A 17236-nucleotide genomic window follows, 5' to 3' on the forward strand; every position below is an offset into this window, starting at 1 on the left:
TTGGATCAGCCACCCTTGACCGAACCCGCAAGCAGCCCGCGCACCAGATAGCGCTGCAGCCCGAAGAACACCAGCAGCGGTATGACGATGGTGACGAAGGCGGACGCCGTTAGAATTTCCCAGTTGCCGCCGCGGGAACCGAGCAGCGCATTCAGCGCGCCGGTCAGCACGAGGTGCTGCCGGTCGGTTCCGAGGAAGACCATCGCCACAAGCAGGTCGTTCCACACCCACAGGAACTGGAAGATCGCGAAAGACGCGAGAGCGGGGAAAGAAAGGGGCAAGACGATGCGGGTGAAGATTTCGAAATCGCTTGCGCCATCGACGCGCGCGGATTCGATAATCTCCCTTGGCAGACCCGCGATATAGGCGCGCAGCAGATAGATGGCGAGCGGCATGCCGAAAGCAGTATGCGCCAGCCAGATGCCGGCATAGGTCTTTGACGGCACGTCGAAAGCCGAACCCACCATGTTGTAGAGACGCAGCAGCGGGATCAGCGACATCTGCAGCGGCACCACGATAAGGCCGACGACGAGGGCGATCAGCAAGGCGCGGCCGGGGAATTCCATCCAGCTCAGCGCATAGGCGGCGAAGGCCGCAATGAGGATCGGGATGATGGTCGCGGGGATGGTGACAGTCAGAGAGTTGATGAAGGATTGGCCGATCCCCTCGCCGGTCAGAACTGTCTTGTAATTTTGCAGCGTGAATTCCGGAGGCGTCAAAACCGCAAGATAGACGCGGCGGCCGGCATCGTCATCCGTGAAGGGCGCGCTTTTTACGAAGCGATACGTGCCGTCCTCATTGACTTGAAGGCTGAGGCCCTCACCGAGATCAGCGGTCTCGCCCGCCTTGTAGGCCGACGGCTGCTGGATGCGCGTGCCGAAAGCCGTTAGCGAACGGCCCTCCTGGCCCTCCAGCAGATTGCCGGAAATGACGTAGACGGCTCCCTCCTGTTTCTGCTGGTCGGCGGTTCCGACGCGGCCGGCAACCGTGCGCGTCGAGCCGGCAAAGGCGGTCCACCAACCGGAGACAACGATCTGGTTCTTGTCGCGGACGGCGCTGACGAAGATGCCGAGCGTCGGGATCAGCCAGATGATCACGATCAGGAGGACGCAGAAGTGAACGAAGAGACGAGCCGCGCCAATCCTGACGAAGCGTTCCGACAAGGTCATCTCAGTGGCCTCCGAGTTCGCGGTTCGCACGGCGGACGTTCCACACCATGATCGGCGTCACCGCGAGCATGATGATGAGGGCGATGACGGCGCTTCGGCCGGAATCGCCACCGCCGCGGAACAGCCAGTTGAACATCAGATTGGCGAGCACCATCGAATCCCACTGACCGTTCGTCATTGTGAGAACAATGTCGAAAACCTTGAGGACGAGGATGGTGATCGTGGTCCACACCACGGCGATCGTGCCCCAGACTTGCGGCACCATGATGCGCCAGAAGATCTGCCAGCCGTTGGCGCCGTCGATCACAGCGGCCTCGATGGTTTCTTCGGGAATGCCGCGAAGGGCGGCAGAGAGAATGACCATCGCAAAGCCGGTCTGGATCCAGATGAGGATCACCATCAGGAAGAAATTGTTCCAGAAGGGAACGGAGATCCAGACTTGCGGCGAGCCGCCGAAGAGCTGGACGATGGCGTTGAGAAGGCCGATCTGGACGTCGTTGCCGCCGCGGTATTCATAGATGAATTTCCAGATGACCGACGCGCCGACGAAGGAGATCGCCATCGGCATGAAGACGATGCTCTTTGCAATATTCCCCCACCAGATGCGATCGGTCATGACTGCGATGACGAGGCCGAAGAACGTGCAGGCGGCCGGAACGACGGCGAGCCAGAGGATGTTGTTGAAGATCGATTGGCGGAATTCGCGGTCATTGTACGCCCACTGATAGTTGGCAAAGCCTACGAAGTTCGAGCCTGAGCGATCGTAGAACGACAGGATGAGCGTCGCGATGACCGGGTAGACGAGATAGACAATCAGCAGAAACAACGCCGGCCCGATAAACAGCCAGGGGCGAATCATGCCCCGGCGGTTCAGGTTGCGCGCAGCCGAGTGGATGTCGCCGTCCTTGACCGGTAGCGCCAGATCGAGAAGCTTGTTCGAGAAATAGAAATAGGCGGAGCAGGCAAACACCGCCACGATCACAACGCCCAACGCGGAAACTATCTGCGACAGCATTCGTCCCTCCCCCTGCTACTTGTCGACCCTGAAAGGCTGGCGCCGGTTACCGTCAACGTCTTTGTTGCGCTGATCAAATTGTCCGGCGCTGTCCGGTCCCCATGCTTCCGGCCACCCATGCCAAATGCCGCGGGTTGCCCCGCGGCACCGGCTCACGACGGTTACTTGATGGCGTCCCAAGCGGCCTGGATTTCCTTACCGGTATCTTCCGCCGACTTGCCGCCGACAAAATCGACCATGCCGGTCCAGAACGCACCCGCCCCGATCTTGCCAGGCATCAGGTCCGAACCGTCGAAACGGAAGGTCGTAGCTGTCGTCAGGATCTCGCCTTCCCTCTTCATCTGATCATTGGCATAGGCTGCCGTGCTCACCCCCTTGTACGGCGTCAGGAAGCTCGACTGCGCCATCCAGACCTCATGTGCGATCGGCGTCTTCAGGAAGTCGACGAAGGCGCGCGCCGCCTTGGAGTCCTTGGTGATGGTCACGAGCGTACCTGCGCCGAGAACCGGCTTGCCGAGATCCGCATGCGCCGCGTAGGTCGGCAGGTAGAAGAAGTCGACGTCCTGGCCGAGCTTCGTGCCTTCCGGGAAGAAGGAGGGGATGAACGAAGCCTGGCGGTGCATGTAGCACTTCGGCGGAACGGCGAAGAGGCCCTTCGGGCTGTCGCGGAAATCGGTTGCCGCCACCGCGGCAACGCCGCCATCGACATACTTCTCATTCTTGGCGAACGAGCCGAATTCCTCGATCGCAGCAACAACGGCGGGATCGGTGAACTTCACCTCGTTGGTGGTCCACTTATCGTAAACCTCTGGCTTCTGCTGGCGCAGCATGATGTCTTCGATCCAGTCGGTCGCCGGCCAGCCGGTGGCGCCGCCCGAGCCCAGACCGATGCACCACGGAACGCCGCCGTCCTTGACGATCTGATCCGACAGGGCATGCAGCTCTTCCATGGTGGTCGGGATCTTGTAGCCCGCTTCCTTGAAGTTCTCCGGCACATACCAGACGAGCGACTTCAGGTCGGCCTTGTAAGGGAAGGCATAGAAGGCTTCCTTGCCATCCTTGCCCTTGTAGGTGCCGTAACCGACCCAGCTATCGCCGGCGCCGTAGTTATCCTTCACCCATTTGGAGTTCTCGTCGCCGAGCGGCGTCAGGAAGCCCTTGCTGGCCAGATCGGCCAGAAGACCGGGCTGCGGCAGAATGGCAACGTTCGGCGGAGAGCCCGCCTGCGTATCGATGACGATCTGCTGTTCGTAGTTTTCGGATGACGAGTAAGTGGCGTCAACGCCGGTCGCTTCCGTGAAATAGGCAAGAATGCTGCGGAAAAAGGCTTCGTCCTCGCCGCGCCACGGTCCGAAGATCGTCAGCGGCTGGCCTTTCAGGTCGGCGTGAGCGGCCTTGAAATCGTCGTAGCTCTTCCAGTTGAACTTCGCGTCCTCGCCCGGAGCGAATTTCAGGTCGGCAGCGGAAGCCGCTCCGGCAAAAAGCGCAGCCGCGGCGACGCCCATCAAAAGGATCTTCTTCATGTGATCAACCTCCCATCACAATCGCAATCACGCTTTCGCCCTCCTCAGGAATTCTCAAAGCGCTTTGACACATCACGCATTTCAACTCCCGGCAGAAAAGAGTCAAGTGATTTCGAAAATAAGCAAAATGAAGTGTCTAAGTTGTAGAATGCAAGCGCGCCTCACGGGAATATGGAGCGATTTTTCTTGAGTCAAGCGCCGCAGCTGGTACATAATTTAAAGCGCTTTGGGAGCACGGGGGATGCGCCCAAAGCCTTTAGAGAGGAATCATAACACGTGAATCTCAAACAGCTATCGGAATTGCTCGGTCTTTCGCAGACGACCGTCAGCCGCGCGCTCAACGGCTACCCCGAAGTCAATGAGGCGACCCGCGAGCGCGTCCTTCGCGCCGTCAAGGAAACCGGGTACCGGCCGAACAAGGCCGCGCAACGCCTTGCGACCGGCAAGGCGGGCTCGATCGGGCTGGTGATGCCGACCGCCCCCGGTCATCAATCAGACGTGCACTTCGGCGAATTCCTGGCCGGGCTTGGCGAGGAATCCGTAAGGCATGACTTCCATTTCGTCATCATGCCAGCGCATCCGGATGACGAAGTGGCGGCCCTTCGCCGCCTTGCGATAAGCGGCAACGTCGACGCCCTCTTCATAGCTTATATGCGTGGCCATGACCCGCGGCTCGTGATGCTGAAATCGCTGTCGATGCCCTTCATCGTCCATGGTCGATCGTTCGGCTCGGAGCCGGACTACCCCTATCTCGATATCGACAACGAGGCGGCTTTCTACGATGCGGCGAAACTGCTCCTGCAGCTCGGCCATAGGCACTTCGCGCTGATGAACGGCCCCGCGCATCTCGATTTCGCGATCCGGCGCAAGAATGGCGTGGTCACAGCACTTGGCGAGCGCGGACTGGAGCTTTCCGAAAACCGCACGAGCCACACGCCGATGACGGACGAGGAAGGTCTCATCGCCATGGAGCGCTTCCTGCAGCTTCCGGAGAGACCGACGGCCATTCTCTGCTCGAGTACGGTGCTTGCCCTCGGGGCGATCCAGGCCATCAATCAGGCTGGTCTCAAGCTCGGCGAGGATATTTCGCTGATCGCGCATGACGACGTGCTGCCGCTGCTGAAGCCGGAAAATTTCTCCGTGCCGCTAACGACCACTCGTTCGTCGCTGCGCGCAGCGGGCGCGCGCATCGCCCAGCGGCTCATCGGCACCGTCACGCAGTCCGGTCCTTTCCCCGAGCATGAACTTTGGAAGGCAGAGCTGATCGTCAGGGCCTCGACCGGCCCTGCCCCGGGCTAAACATCAGAATATCGGCGGCGTCTGGCGTGCCGAGCGATACGCGGCAATGACCGTATTGGCCATCAGCATGGCGATGGTCATCGGGCCGACCCCGCCTGGGACGGGCGTGATCACCCCAGCAACCTTTTCCACCTCGGCGAAGGCGACGTCGCCGACGAGCCGCGTCTTTCCGTCACCCTTTTCCGGAGCTGCAACGCGGTTGATGCCGACGTCGATGACCGTGGCGCCGGGTTTCACCCAATCGGCCCTGACCATCTCCGGACGACCGACGGCGGCGACCAGGATATCGGCATTGCGGCAGACCGCAGGCAGGTCCTTGGTGCGCGAGTGGGCGATCGTCACGGTCGCATTGGCATTGAGCAGCAGCTGCGCCATCGGCTTGCCGAAGAGGTTCGAGCGGCCGATGACGACGGCATTCAGGCCTGACAGGTCCTCGCCGTGCACGCGACGGACGAAGACCATCGCGCCAGCCGGCGTGCAGGAGACAAGACCGGTGGCCAGATCGCCGGTCGCGAGCTTTCCGGCATTGACGACATGAAGGCCGTCGACGTCCTTTTCCGGCAGGATCGATTGAATAATCGGTTCGCTGTTCAAAGGCTTCGGCAGCGGCAGCTGCACGAGAATGCCGTGGATCGACGGATCGGCGTTAAGAGAAGAGACGAGCGCCGCAAGATCTTCCTGCGTCGTCTCCGCCGGCAAGGTGTGCTGAACGGATTTGAAGCCGCTTTCCTTCGCCATCTTGCTCTTCGAATTGACGTAGGCGTGGCTTGCCGGATCGTCGCCAACGATTACGACTGCAAGACCGGCTTTGACGCCGCTCTGCTTTTCAAGTGCGGCGGTCGCCATCTTCACGGTTTCGATTACGGAACCGGCCACCTGCTTGCCATCGATCACTGTCGCCACGCGATTCTCCTGCCATGCCATGGCGCCAAGCTAGGCGTTCATGCGCCGTGCTGATTGCCTCAGAACGCCCTATCCTGCCTAAAAACGGCAAATGCAAGAGCAATGATGCCGCATCGCAAGATCAACGGCGGCCCGGACCGTAGGATTGTAGCCTGTCGCGCAGGCTCTCGAGCTGGTCGCGCAACTGCTCAAGTTCGTCGACCTGCGGCTCCGGTGGTTCCGCAGGCGTTGGCGCTATCGTCTCAGGCAAGGGTGCGGGACGTTTTCGCAGGCGGCGAAAAGCAACCATACCCGCAAGGCCAAGCGCCAATCCGATCGCGGCACCAATCGCTGATCGAAGCGGTAGCGTGCTGCCTGAAGAGACAACGGTGGTGTGCATCGGCTTGACAACGGCAACCGGTGGAACAATGGAAGCGGTCGCCGTGACGGCATTCTCCATCCGCGATTTTGCCGCTTCCGCCTTGTCGTGCAGTTCGGTGAGCTTGGCGAGATCGACACCCGTATCGCGGCTCTGGGCAATCAGTGCGTTGCGCCGATCGTTCAGCGGCTTTCGGGCGTCCGTAGCAGTCTTGAGGCTGACATTGGCGTCCTGGGCCTGTCGGGCAAGTTCCTTCGCGACCTTCTCCTTGATGCCATCGACGACTGCCTGCTGCCCAAGAAGGCGGGGATGGCGCGGGCCGAGGTCGCTCGCAAGCTGAGAAAGAGTGGCCTTCTCTGTAACGAATTTGTCGCGCTCGGCCTGCAGCGCCGGCGAAATGGTTTCAGCTGGGAGCGAACCATTCAGGACATCGTCTGCTTTGGCTCTCTTCAGGCGATCAGCCTGCTCCTTTGCCAGTGCAATCCGTTGTTCGGCAATCTTGAGATCGGCATCGAGTTGATTGATGCGCTGCTGAAGGTCGGCCGCCACCTTGACGTTGCCTTCGCCGCTCCTGGCGGTGAAGGCGCCCAGTTCCGCCTGCGCATCGTCATAGGCTTTGCGGAGCCCGGTGCGCTCTTGCGCCGACGCGGAATTGCCGCCGGAGGTCAGCATGTTCGACAGCCAGACGGCGACGCGCGAAGACTTGGCGCCATCGGCCGTCGTCACTTTCAGGTGCACGCTTCCCGAAGCCGCGTCGGCATCGGCCTCGATCATTCCTCCAAGCGTCTTTTCCGCGCGGGAGGCCGCATCGGCAGCGGCGCCGCTGCCGGAGAGAAGGTCGAACGCGACGCCGATGGCGTTTGACGGCCCGCCGGTAAATTCGTGGTCGCGATCAAGTTTCAGCGCCCCGACCGCAGCGGATATGGTGCTGGCGGAGAGCAGGCGCCGCACGGCCGCGGCGGTCATCGCTGGGCGCTCGGCACTGTCCGCCTGAATGCGAAATGCCGTCTCCGCCGCATAACGCGCCGGTTCTGTCGGCATCAACAGCGGAATGCCCGCCCCGATCATGACCGCAACTGCGATTGCGGCGAGCGGCTTTGCCACGCTGCCGCGACGCTCCGGAGGCCTTCCGATATCTGCATCGTCGATCTCGCCGTGAACGGCAGGCGGCGCCAGTGGCTTGGGCGGCTCTTCCTGCGAGCGGACATCGTTGGCAGCTTGCAGCCGGGTTCCGAGAATCGTCTCGATGCGGTCGACGAGCGGAGGTTCGGGAGGCACGCTACGCTGCAGGCGCTGCTCTTCAAGCGCCTTGCCGATCACTCTCAACAGTTCGGCCTCGGAAGGACGAATGGGTAGCGCTTCGACGCGCGCCGCTGTCGATCGTCTCCTGTCAGTGCTGCTTCTTAATCTGCTGTCGTACATGACGCCATATCTCGTGCACGCAAACCGAACTGCCTTGCCGCGTGAAGCGGATGATTAAGGCACTCTAAATATTTACGGCAAAGAAATGGTTAACTCGGAAGGCAAGAAGCAACCTCAGCTTGCCAGGTCGTTTCGCCTCTGCGGAACAGGAAGTGCAACGCTGCGCTCCTCCGAATGGCTAAGGATGCGGTCGCGGCGGCTGAAGCGGTATTGCATCACATGAAGCAGGAAGACCGGAATGCCGAGCACATAGCGCCGCCAGAGCCGGCCTGGCTCCTGCAGCAGGCGGTAGGCCCATTCCAGCCGCATCGCACGAACGGTCTGCGGAGCACGGGGAACGGTCCCTGAAACGAAATCGAAGAGCGCGCCGACGGTCAGGACGAGCCGCGCGTGATCGGCACGAACGTGACGGTGCGTCCACTTCTCCTGCAACGGCGTCCCCATGCCGATGATGAGAATGTCGCACTTCTGGCGGTTGAGCTCGTCGATAAGCTCCCGCGGGTCGTCCTTGTCGAAATAGCCGTCCGAAATGACGATGAATTCGTGCCAGGGCGCATGCTGGCGAAACTTTGCAGCCGCCTTTTCAACAACCTCGCGCCTGCCGCCGATAAGGCCGACACGGCGCCGGTTTTCCATAAAGGTCAACAGCGCAGGAACGAAATCCGTGCCATTGAGATTGGCCGGAAATGGCGCGCCATGCGCAATCTTCGAAGCGATATTCAGACCGACGCCATCGGGCAGAACGAGATTCTGCAGGAGGATATTCCGGTATTCGCCATCGCGTAGCGTCATCAGCATGTTGTGAGCATTGGCAAAGGCAATGACGGTCTGGCCGACGGGAAGCGAGGCAAGCTCGTTGATGAAGACGAGTGCGTCATCCCATCCGAGATCGCATACCGGCACGTCGAAGATCGTGCGGCGTGATGCAAGAACCGCGAAATTCGCGATCAGGTTCATTCCAACCTCCAGCAGGGGCTTCATGCGCCCAGCATTGCGGAAAACATCAGACACATTCCGCGCCGGCAGGTTTGGTAAACCGGCAGCGCCGGCCGCGTGCAGCATCCGTAGTTCCGAATGCCGCTCCAAGGCTGTAAGGCGAGCTATAGCAGGATGATTTCAAACAACTCTTAGAAAAGTCGTTCGAATTCCGAGGGTGCTCTCAAGGTTCTGTTAAGCTTGCGGGGCAAAGCAAAGCGGCCTCAATGTGCCCTTGATGCTCACCGGCTATCGCTCCGGCTGCACCCTCTCGATCCCGGGAATGCCGCCAGCCTGCTCTACGAGGAAGTCGACCAGTAGCCGGACCCGGGCAATGCCCGCCCGTTCTGGGACAATCAGCATGCTAAGTGGAGTGCTAGGAAGCGAATACTCGGGCAGGATCGCTTCCAGCCGGCCGACCGCCAGGAGATCATCAACAAGCCATCGATGAGCGGGTGCAATGCCGCGTCCGGCGATAAGGGCCTCGCGCGCCGCAAGCCCATGGTCTACCCGAAAGCGCCCTCCGAATGGCACGACATGGCGCTCGTCGTTTGGCCCCTTCAAGGCGAGCGTGTCGCTGCCCGCCACATTCGACATGCGGATGCCTTCGTGGGCGGACAGATCCTGTGGAGCGACCGGCCTGCCCCGCGCCGCCAGATAGGCCGGTGCTGCGACAAGCAAACGCCGCGACTGACCAAGCGCCCGCAGCTTCATGGAGCTGTCGGTGAGCGGGCCTAGCCGAAGGGCAATATCGACGCCCTCCCGCACGAGGTCGACGCGCTCATCGGTGAGACTGAGGTCGATCCCGATGTCGGGATAGCGGTCTTGAAACGCGAAGATCCGCCGGCTGACATGCAGGACTCCGAAAGCCGCGGTGCAAGATATCCGGATCATGCCCGCCGGCGCGCCGCGCTTGCCTCGCGCCTCATCACCGGCCTGCTCCACGAGGCGCAGGATCTGGACGCCGTTGGCATAGTAGCGGCTGCCTTCATCGGTGAGCGTCACACGCCGGGTGGTTCTGCTGAGCAAAGGCACGCCAACGGCTTCCTCGAGCTCCCGCAAGTGCCGCGTGACGGTCGACTGACCGACGCCGAACTCGCGCGCAACCGCCGATAGGCTGCCGCGTTCGGCAACGCGGACGAAGGTTCGCATGCGCTCCAAGGTGACGTCTGAATTATCCATTATTCGGCATAATCTTATGCATTAGCTACATCTAGTGGATGATTTGTGCGGTGTCTACCTTCGGGCAAGTTCTCACGTCACAGGATCACGACCATGAAAGTTCTGCATGTCTTTGCTCATCCCGAACCACGCTCGCTCAACGGCGCGCTGCGCGACGTCGCCATCGCGGAACTCGAGGCCCAAGGCCACGACGTGCGCGTATCCGACCTCTATGCGGAGGACTGGAAGTCCGAGATCGACCGTGCCGACTTTCCCTCGCTGGCGTCCGACACGCGGTTCATACCAGTCGAGGCATCGAAGAAAGCCTTCGAAACGGGCGGGTTGACCGAAGACGTCAAGACCGAGATCGACAAGGTTCTGTGGGCCGATGCCCTAATCCTCCAGTTTCCGCTCTGGTGGTTCAGCATGCCGGCAATCCTCAAAGGCTGGGTCGAGCGGGTCTATGCCTATGGATTCGCCTATGGCGTCGGCGAGCACAGCGACAAGCGATGGGGCGACCGCTACGGTGAAGGAACACTGGCCGGCAAGCGGGCTATGTTGATCGTGACTGTCGGCGGCTGGGAAGAGCATTACTCCGCCCGCGGGGTCAACGGACCGATCGACGACCTGTTGTTCCCGATCAATCACGGAATTCTCTATTATCCGGGCTATGAGGTGCTTCCGCCCTTCGTGGCCTACAGGGTCGATCGCCTCGATGGGGCGGGCTTCGAGCTCGCAGCTGAACGCCTGCGCGCGAGGATGCGCACGCTGGAGAACACTCCGCCCATCCCCTACCGGCTGCAGAATGGCGGAGACTATCTGATCCCCAGCATGCAGCTCCGCCCGGAGCTGGAGGAGCCGGATGCGACCGGCTTCGCGCTCCACCTGAACGGCACAAGCGAAGCCGGCTAGATTAGTGGGCGGCAGCGGCGGCTGCTGCAGCAGGCGACGGCGCATCGATGATTTTGATCGGGTTGCCCGTTTTCTGCTGCTGGCCGGAAGCGTTTGCTTTCACCTCTTCCTTCGAGAGGTACTCAAGCTGCTCCAGGATAACCTCGGACACGTAATCGCCCCCGAGCTTTTCGTTCATGTCTTTCTTGATCGCGTCTCGGAAGGCCTGCGGATCGAAGGATTTCAGCTTGCTGATATCGACCATCTTGTTGCCCATAAGCAGCGTGAACAACTCGTCCGTGGTCATTTCGGTCAGCGGCAGGGTCACGCCTTTTACTGTATCCTTGTTCATCATGTACGACACGCGGCCTAGAAAATAACCGGTTACCGCGCCGTTTCCGATGATCGGAACGGTGATCGTCTCGCCCTTAACAAGCTCAAGCTGGCTCTCTTTCGAACTGTCGACCGGCGCCGCCGGTGCTGTGGCCATCTTCACCGAAAAATAGACCGAAGCCAGCGTGATGGCGCAGACCCAGATGCCTGTAAGAACGAGCTTCACCATCAGGCATCACGCGCGACGAACTGTTCCTGGGAATAGGTGCCGTCAGCGTCAGCGTCCTGAACCGCATTCTTCAGAAGATCCGCCACTGCACGAACGGCTTCGAGATGCGCCTCGACGCGCCGGGCATTGAGCGTCAGCTTCTTCTTCAGCCCATGAAGCTGTTCGAGATGCGAGGCGGCAAGCTCGGCCGGATCGGTATCGCGAAAGAGCATGGAAAGCTCATAAAGGCAGCGGCTCTTGTGGGCATTCGAGACCTTGAGATCGAACTGGGGATCGCTGCCGATCCGAGAGTTCTCGTTGTCGATGATCATTTCCAGCCGGCCAAGGACCGATTTGATCCTGTATTCGTTCGAGATTATTTCCATTTTTATCCTCGGTTATGCTTCTTTGGCCGCCTTGGCTTCCGCCGTGGGGGTGCCGAATGTCTTACGCTGGAATTCGTCGATCATGCTGAAGGCAACCTTGCGGTCATCCTGATCCGCCGACGCATTGACGATCGCGCCTTCCTTCTTGCGAAGCGCGTCGTGATACATCTCCTTGGCAATGCCGATGCCATCGCCCTGGGAAATGACGTTGCCGAGCTGCTCGGCCATCATGCCTTTCCAGATATCGCCGGTAGCGCCCTTCCCGTAAACCTGTTCGCTATCGCTGGGCAGCATGTTCTTGATGAAGTTCTGCAGGACCATCGCCTCGAACTTCCGGTAGGTTTCCGGAATCTCTTCGGCCTTGGTCCGGTTCTTGACGTCACCGAGCCCGGTCTTCTGAGTGGGGCTCTCAACCACATCGAGCTTGGAAGAAAAGCCGTTGCCATTCTCGGCAAGGCTCGTTGCCTGGAAAGCGGCGCGGGTCGCTTTCAATCTCTCCTGGGCTGCCTGCACCTCTGTCGGGTCGGCAGCTTTGACAACGTCCAGCACCAGATCACTTGGAGGTGATATAGCCAATGTTGCAATCCTCTAAATTACGTTGTGAGGATTATGGTTTTTGAAGCTTGCTGGAGGCTGGCGTCGCGAATTTCTGATCGATGATGTCGTAGACCGCGTTGTCGTCCGCCTCGCGGCGTTCCTCCTCAAGAGCGCCCTTCATGCTCTCCTCCAGCCGGTCGCCTTTGGCCCTCTCCTGCTGCAGGCGCATCTCGTGCAGCTGTTCCATGCCGGTCAGTTGCTTGTCCTTGGTACTCAACCGTTCGAATCGATCAGCGTAATTTTGGGAAAAGGCGCGATGAATCGGATCCATGGAGCCGAGGGCCGTGACGACAGCGTCAATCGACCGGCTAACCTCGGCACGCTGGCGATTCGTTTCTGCAAGGTCGTACTCGGCCATCTGTTCGAGATGCCGCTGAACGGCGACCAGCCGCTTCAATTTCTCGGAACGGGTCTTCTCCGCCATGCCGGCTACCTACCGACAAACACGCTTGGGAACGATTGCGCGTATTGGCCAATCAAAGCGGCAACCGACACGTAGAAGAGGAACAAACCGCCAAGCAGCATGTAAGGGGTCGAGATAAAGTAAACCGGAATCTGCGGCGCCAGCTTGTTGATGAAGCCGATCGAGACGTTGAACATCATGTTGTAGATGAGAAACGGGCTCGCGAGCCGCAACATGATATAAGTCGTCGATTCCAGCGTATCGGTCAGCGAAATCAGATTGGCCCGCATGTCGGCACTGCCGCCAAAGGGCATGGTCGTGTAGGAGTCAATCAGCGCCCGGAACACAGTATGATGGAAGTCCATCATGAAGAGAATCATCATTCCCGCGAAGGTGATGAAACCGGAAAGGCTCGTTTCCGGCGAATCTTCGATGATATCCATCCCGCCCGGGGACGAGTATCCGAGCATCATGGCGATAATGCTGGCCGCGAACTGAAAGCCCAACGTGTAAAGACGTGCCAGCAGGCCATACATGACGCCGATCAGCGATTCGCTGAAGATAAGCCCGATATAGGTTGCTCCCGGATTGCTGACTGCCGGGTAAACGGTGTTCCAAAGAACCGGCAGCACGGCGATCGACAAGCCGCCCGCAACAAAGACCCTTAGCAATCCAGGCACCCGCGCCGAGGAAAAGCCCGGCATCGCGAGGACACAGCCGCCGATCCGGCAGAAAACCAGAAAGACCGCCAGAACTGTCCCTTGCGGGTCGGTTATCATGAAATCGAGCCCAAAATCTTTATCTCGATACCTTTGGCCAGTTCGACATGCGAGAGAACCGGAAGTGTGGCGAACAAGCGTTCGACGATCATGCGCACATAGGAGCGTGTTTCCGGTGACGTGACAAGGGCGAAAGGCAGACCGCGGTCCATGAATTCACGGATAACCCTCGTCGCCTGTTCGCTGAACTCCTCGAGACTGCGCGGGTCGATGTCGAATTCGATGACGTCGCCTTTATTGTCGCGCTTGAGCGCCTGGTGAAAGATCATGTCCCATTTGCTGCCGAGCCGCAGCACGCGAAGCACGCCATTGTCCGCCAGGTCGCCGCAAAGCTGCTGTGCCATGCGGACGCGCACATGCTCGACGATCTGTTCGGTCTTGCGGACATGCGGCGCGAGCTCGGCTACGGCTTCGAGGATCAGGTGCAGGTTGCGGATCGAGACGCGCTCGGCAAGCAACAGCTTGAGCACGGCCTGCAGGCCCGAATAGGACATATGCGAGGTGCAGATTTCGTCGGCGAGCTTCTTGTATTCCGGGTCGAGGCGGTCGATCAGTACCTTGACGTCCTTGTAGGACAGAAGCTGCGGCAGGTTGTTGCGGATGACCTCGCTCATGTGGGTAAGGACGACCGAGACGTTGTCGATCGGCTGGAAACCTTCGCGCTTCAGATCCTCGGTGAAGGCCTCAAGAATGGAAACCGAGGGCATGCCGAATGCCGGTTCGCGGATTTCGTCCCCCGGAATGCGCGGCTTGCGACCGGAACCGGTGACGACCAGCACTTCGCCGACGCGCAGCTCGTTCGATGCCACTGTCGTGCCATGGATACGGATCTGGTAAGACTTCTCGGGAATGGTGATGTCATCGGTGACCTTGATCTCCGGAACGACGAAGCCGTACTGGGTCGCAAACTTTTTGCGCATCTTGCCAACACGGAAGGCGAGTTCCTGATGCGCGCCGAGGAGGCGCGTCGAAACCATCTTGCCGAGCGCAAGTTCGACTTCCGACGTCCGCAGCACCGATTTGACGGAGTCCTTTTCCAGCTCCTTGCTTTGGACGACCTTCTTCTCCTCCTGCTCGCGGCGGGCTTTGTTCTCCGCTTCGATCTGCCGTGGAATGAACCATGCACCGAATGCCATCAGGCCGCCGAGCAACATGAAAGGAATTGTTGGCAGACCGGGCATCAAGCCCAGGACCGCCATCAGCACGGCGGAGACGGAAAGCGCACGCGGATAGCCGCTCAGCTGATTGACGACGGCTTGATCGGTCGAGCCGACGGTGCCGCCGCGCGAAACGAGAAGGCCGGCCGCCAGCGAAACGATAAGGGCCGGCATCTGGGAGACCAGACCGTCACCGACCGAAAGCTTGACGAAAACGTCTGCGGCTTGGGAGATCGGCATACCGTGCCGGAAATAGCCGATGATGATGCCGCCGAAGACATTGATGGAGGTGATGAGGAGACCGGCGACCGCGTCGCCCCGAACGAACTTGGACGCACCGTCCATGGCCCCGAAGAAGGAACTTTCCTCTTCCAGTTCCTTACGGCGGCGCTGGGCCTCCTTTTCGTCGATGATGCCTGCCGAAAGATCGGCGTCGATCGACATCTGCTTACCGGGAATCGCATCCAGGGTGAAGCGCGCGCCCACTTCCGCGATACGCGTCGCGCCCTTGGTGATGACGATGAAATTGATGGTGATCAGGATCAGGAACACGATCAGACCGATCACGAAGTCACCCGACATGACCAGGCTTGCAAAGCCCGCGATCACGCCGCCGGCCGCATCATGGCCCTCGTTGCCGTGCGAAAGGATCACACGCGTCGTCGCAATATTCAGCGCCAATCGCGTCATGGTCGCGATCAGCAGAATGGTCGGGAAAGACGAGAATTCGAGAGGCTTCTGAATCCAGAGTGCAACCATCAGGATCAGAACGGAAAAAGCGATCGAAAAGGCCAGCCCCAGGTCGATCAAGAAAGGCGGAATCGGCAGGAAGAGTATGCAGATGATGACGACGATGCCGAGGGCAAAGCCGATATCGCGCATGTTCGGAGCAGATTTCGGAAGGGGTAGTGCAGGTGGTTGCGCCATTTCGATTCCGTCTCTTCATGAGAGGAGGCAGGTACAGTCCTGCCCAGTTCCGGATCGAGAGTTAACTGGCGAAGCTTGCGCGAAGGTGGCTCAGAAGCCTGTCTGGATGCGCGAAAAAACCATATCGGTGAAAATGGAAATCTGCGAGCCGACGAAATGTGCCGATAAGCCTATGGTAACGAAAACCGCCACGATCTTCGGAACGAAGGTAAGCGTCGCTTCCTGAACCTGCGTCAGCGCCTGAATCAACGCGATGATGAGGCCGACGACCATGGCCGCGCCAACCGCGGGGCCCGCCGAGATGAGAACGGTCCAGATGGCCGCCTGGAAAATATCGAGCGCGTCGGCTTCATTCATCGTCTGGCAACCTCATATTGCCGTTGGAAAGCAGCCAGCGTCAGCTGGACTGCGTCTCATTCGAAGTACCGGTACCGCCAGTTTCGCCAGCACCATCGGTTTCGCCAGCACCATCGGTTTCGCCAGCACCATCGGTTTCGCCAGCACCATCGGTTTCGTTATCGCCGCTCGATACTGGGGCCGAATCAGCAATGGTGACGCCGGCCTGGACCAAAATCTTACCGCCATCCTTCGTCGTTGCAATGATGCCGTCGGAATAAACCTTGACCGAAGAGATGACGCCTTTGACGCTGCCGTCGGCGCTTTCCATATACTTGCCGATGTAGCTGCCGGCCTGAGTGAGGCTCGAGCTGGCAAGCAGCGTGTCGAGCTTGCTGTTCGTCTGGATCGTCTGCTCGACCTGCGAGAAGCTTGCAAGCTGCGCCATCTGCTCACTGGCATCTACCGGGTCCGTGGGATCCTGGTTCTTCATCTGCGCGACGAGCAGTTGCAGAAAATTGTCGTAGTTGAGCGTGGCTTTCTGCTGCGCAGCCTGTGTGCCGTCCGAGGTGGTCGAAGAGCCTACCCCGCTAACGCCGTCTACCGCCATGGCGCAATCTCCTTGCGAATCTGCTCGACCATCGTCGGATGCATTTCCTGGTTGTTCAGAATGCCGTCCTCTATCGGATAGAGGCTGCGGATAGCCTTCAGGGCATCGAATGCACGGCCGGTCGAGACGAGACCGTCGATGCGCTTCAATTCGGCCAGAACCTCTTCGTTCCTGAAGCAGGTCAGCAGCATGGTGATCGACTTGCGGAACATCGCCGTCGACTGCTCCTTGCCTTCCGGATTGATCAGGATCATCTGGGCGATGAAGTAGAGCTGACGCAGCGGCGTCGTGGCCTCTTCCGGCTGGAGAACATGGTTTTCAAGAAGGAACGTCACATCATTCAGGAATTCCAGTGCGACCTTTCGATCAACGCGCAAAACTGCGCCGTTGATGAAGATCTTCTCCCCAGCTTTAAGCGAAATACGAAGTGTACTTTTCATTTAAGTCCATCCCTGATGATGGTGGTAACGTCAATAACGCCTTGGTAGTTACTTGATTGGCGCCGCCGAATCTTGTCGCATTCCTTCAAGATCCAGATTGCAATCGAAATCAGATTGGCCCGCAATTCGATTTCGAGCTGATTGTCGGGATGCTTGAGATCTTCGATAAAGCTCACCCAAACACGCCGGGTATAGAACAGTGCTTCAACGGCTTCCTGGGTGTATTTTTCCTTGTCGCGCGCCACCTTGAGCATTTCTATTGACCGATCGAGAACTTGCCGTTCCCGCTCCTTCGCATCGGTCACCGAGTCTTGCATAACCTCGGAATAAGAGAACTGATACAT

The 17236-nt window shown here is 59.6% G+C and carries 18 protein-coding genes and 1 pseudogene; 2 read left to right on the forward strand and 17 right to left on the reverse strand.

Features of this window, described 5'->3' with window-relative positions; translation table 11 throughout:
* Nucleotides 1-5: 5 nt before the first annotated feature.
* The 3 genes from ACPYOJ_RS03850 to ACPYOJ_RS03860 form a co-directional block, all read right to left on the reverse strand.
* Nucleotides 6-1169 carry a carbohydrate ABC transporter permease gene (locus ACPYOJ_RS03850; protein ID WP_481415072.1) on the reverse strand — a complete coding sequence of 388 codons (1164 nt, stop codon included), beginning with the start codon at nt 1167-1169 and terminating at the stop codon, nt 6-8.
* A 1-nt stretch (nt 1170) separates the two neighbouring features.
* Nucleotides 1171-2184, reverse strand: a complete 1014-nt coding sequence (locus ACPYOJ_RS03855; protein ID WP_481415073.1) for a carbohydrate ABC transporter permease — start codon at nt 2182-2184, stop codon at nt 1171-1173.
* Between the two features lie 161 nt (nt 2185-2345).
* A complete protein-coding gene (locus ACPYOJ_RS03860) occupies nt 2346-3707 on the reverse strand; it encodes an ABC transporter substrate-binding protein (RefSeq protein ID WP_481415074.1) in 1362 nt (453 codons plus the stop codon).
* A 276-nt stretch (nt 3708-3983) separates the two neighbouring features.
* Between ACPYOJ_RS03860 and ACPYOJ_RS03865 the strand changes: the two genes are divergently transcribed.
* On the forward strand, nt 3984-5006 hold the full coding sequence (locus ACPYOJ_RS03865) for a LacI family DNA-binding transcriptional regulator (protein WP_481415075.1): 1023 nt from the start codon (nt 3984-3986) through the stop codon (nt 5004-5006).
* Between the two features lie 3 nt (nt 5007-5009).
* On the opposite strand, the gene folD is transcribed toward ACPYOJ_RS03865, so the two are convergent.
* The 4 genes from folD to ACPYOJ_RS03885 all read right to left on the reverse strand — a co-directional run bounded on the left by folD (nt 5010) and on the right by ACPYOJ_RS03885 (nt 9846).
* Nucleotides 5010-5909: a bifunctional methylenetetrahydrofolate dehydrogenase/methenyltetrahydrofolate cyclohydrolase FolD gene (gene folD / locus ACPYOJ_RS03870; RefSeq protein ID WP_481415076.1), complete on the reverse strand. Its 900-nt coding sequence runs from the start codon at nt 5907-5909 to the stop codon at nt 5010-5012.
* A gap of 121 nt (nt 5910-6030) precedes the next feature.
* Nucleotides 6031-7689: a GumC domain-containing protein gene (locus ACPYOJ_RS03875; RefSeq protein WP_481415077.1), complete on the reverse strand. Its 1659-nt coding sequence runs from the start codon at nt 7687-7689 to the stop codon at nt 6031-6033.
* Nucleotides 7690-7803: 114 nt separating this feature from the next.
* Complete coding sequence (locus tag ACPYOJ_RS03880; RefSeq protein WP_481415078.1) at nt 7804-8646, reverse strand: WecB/TagA/CpsF family glycosyltransferase; 843 nt, start codon at nt 8644-8646, stop codon at nt 7804-7806.
* Between the two features lie 267 nt (nt 8647-8913).
* Nucleotides 8914-9846, reverse strand: a complete 933-nt coding sequence (locus ACPYOJ_RS03885; protein ID WP_481415079.1) for a LysR family transcriptional regulator — start codon at nt 9844-9846, stop codon at nt 8914-8916.
* Nucleotides 9847-9939: 93 nt separating this feature from the next.
* Between ACPYOJ_RS03885 and ACPYOJ_RS03890 the strand changes: the two genes are divergently transcribed.
* Entirely contained in the window at nt 9940-10737 is a 798-nt protein-coding gene (locus tag ACPYOJ_RS03890) for an NAD(P)H-dependent oxidoreductase (protein WP_481415080.1), read from the forward strand.
* A gap of 1 nt (nt 10738) precedes the next feature.
* Here ACPYOJ_RS03890 and ACPYOJ_RS03895 read toward each other — a convergent pair whose 3' ends face one another.
* From ACPYOJ_RS03895 to flaF, 10 genes and pseudogenes are all read right to left on the reverse strand, one after another.
* Nucleotides 10739-11278, reverse strand: coding sequence for a hypothetical protein (locus ACPYOJ_RS03895; protein WP_481415081.1), 540 nt, complete (start codon nt 11276-11278; stop codon nt 10739-10741).
* Nucleotides 11278-11643 carry a hypothetical protein gene (locus ACPYOJ_RS03900; RefSeq protein WP_168828425.1) on the reverse strand — a complete coding sequence of 122 codons (366 nt, stop codon included), beginning with the start codon at nt 11641-11643 and terminating at the stop codon, nt 11278-11280. Before ACPYOJ_RS03900 ends, ACPYOJ_RS03895 begins: the two co-directional genes overlap by 1 nt.
* 12 nt (nt 11644-11655) lie before the next feature.
* Entirely contained in the window at nt 11656-12219 is a 564-nt protein-coding gene (locus tag ACPYOJ_RS03905) for a rod-binding protein (protein WP_168828424.1), read from the reverse strand.
* A gap of 31 nt (nt 12220-12250) precedes the next feature.
* Nucleotides 12251-12664, reverse strand: coding sequence for a hypothetical protein (locus ACPYOJ_RS03910; RefSeq protein WP_481415082.1), 414 nt, complete (start codon nt 12662-12664; stop codon nt 12251-12253).
* Between the two features lie 5 nt (nt 12665-12669).
* Nucleotides 12670-13422, reverse strand: coding sequence for a flagellar biosynthetic protein FliR (locus tag ACPYOJ_RS03915; protein WP_481415083.1), 753 nt, complete (start codon nt 13420-13422; stop codon nt 12670-12672).
* A complete protein-coding gene (flhA, locus tag ACPYOJ_RS03920) occupies nt 13419-15506 on the reverse strand; it encodes a flagellar biosynthesis protein FlhA (protein ID WP_168828421.1) in 2088 nt (695 codons plus the stop codon). The genes ACPYOJ_RS03915 and flhA overlap by 4 nt, the downstream gene beginning before the upstream one ends.
* A 90-nt stretch (nt 15507-15596) precedes the next feature.
* Complete coding sequence (gene fliQ / locus ACPYOJ_RS03925) at nt 15597-15863, reverse strand: flagellar biosynthesis protein FliQ (protein WP_168828420.1); 267 nt, start codon at nt 15861-15863, stop codon at nt 15597-15599.
* Nucleotides 15864-16029: 166 nt separating this feature from the next.
* Nucleotides 16030-16452: pseudogene (gene flgD, locus ACPYOJ_RS03930) on the reverse strand (flagellar hook assembly protein FlgD); the annotation flags it as partial.
* Nucleotides 16443-16892 carry a flagellar biosynthesis repressor FlbT gene (flbT, locus tag ACPYOJ_RS03935; protein WP_168828418.1) on the reverse strand — a complete coding sequence of 150 codons (450 nt, stop codon included), beginning with the start codon at nt 16890-16892 and terminating at the stop codon, nt 16443-16445. The gene flbT and the pseudogene flgD, both read right to left, overlap by 10 nt.
* Complete coding sequence (flaF, locus tag ACPYOJ_RS03940; RefSeq protein ID WP_168828417.1) at nt 16889-17236, reverse strand: flagellar biosynthesis regulator FlaF; 348 nt, start codon at nt 17234-17236, stop codon at nt 16889-16891. Before flaF ends, flbT begins: the two co-directional genes overlap by 4 nt.

The organism is Rhizobium sp. SVR5-9E (assembly GCF_056755095.1).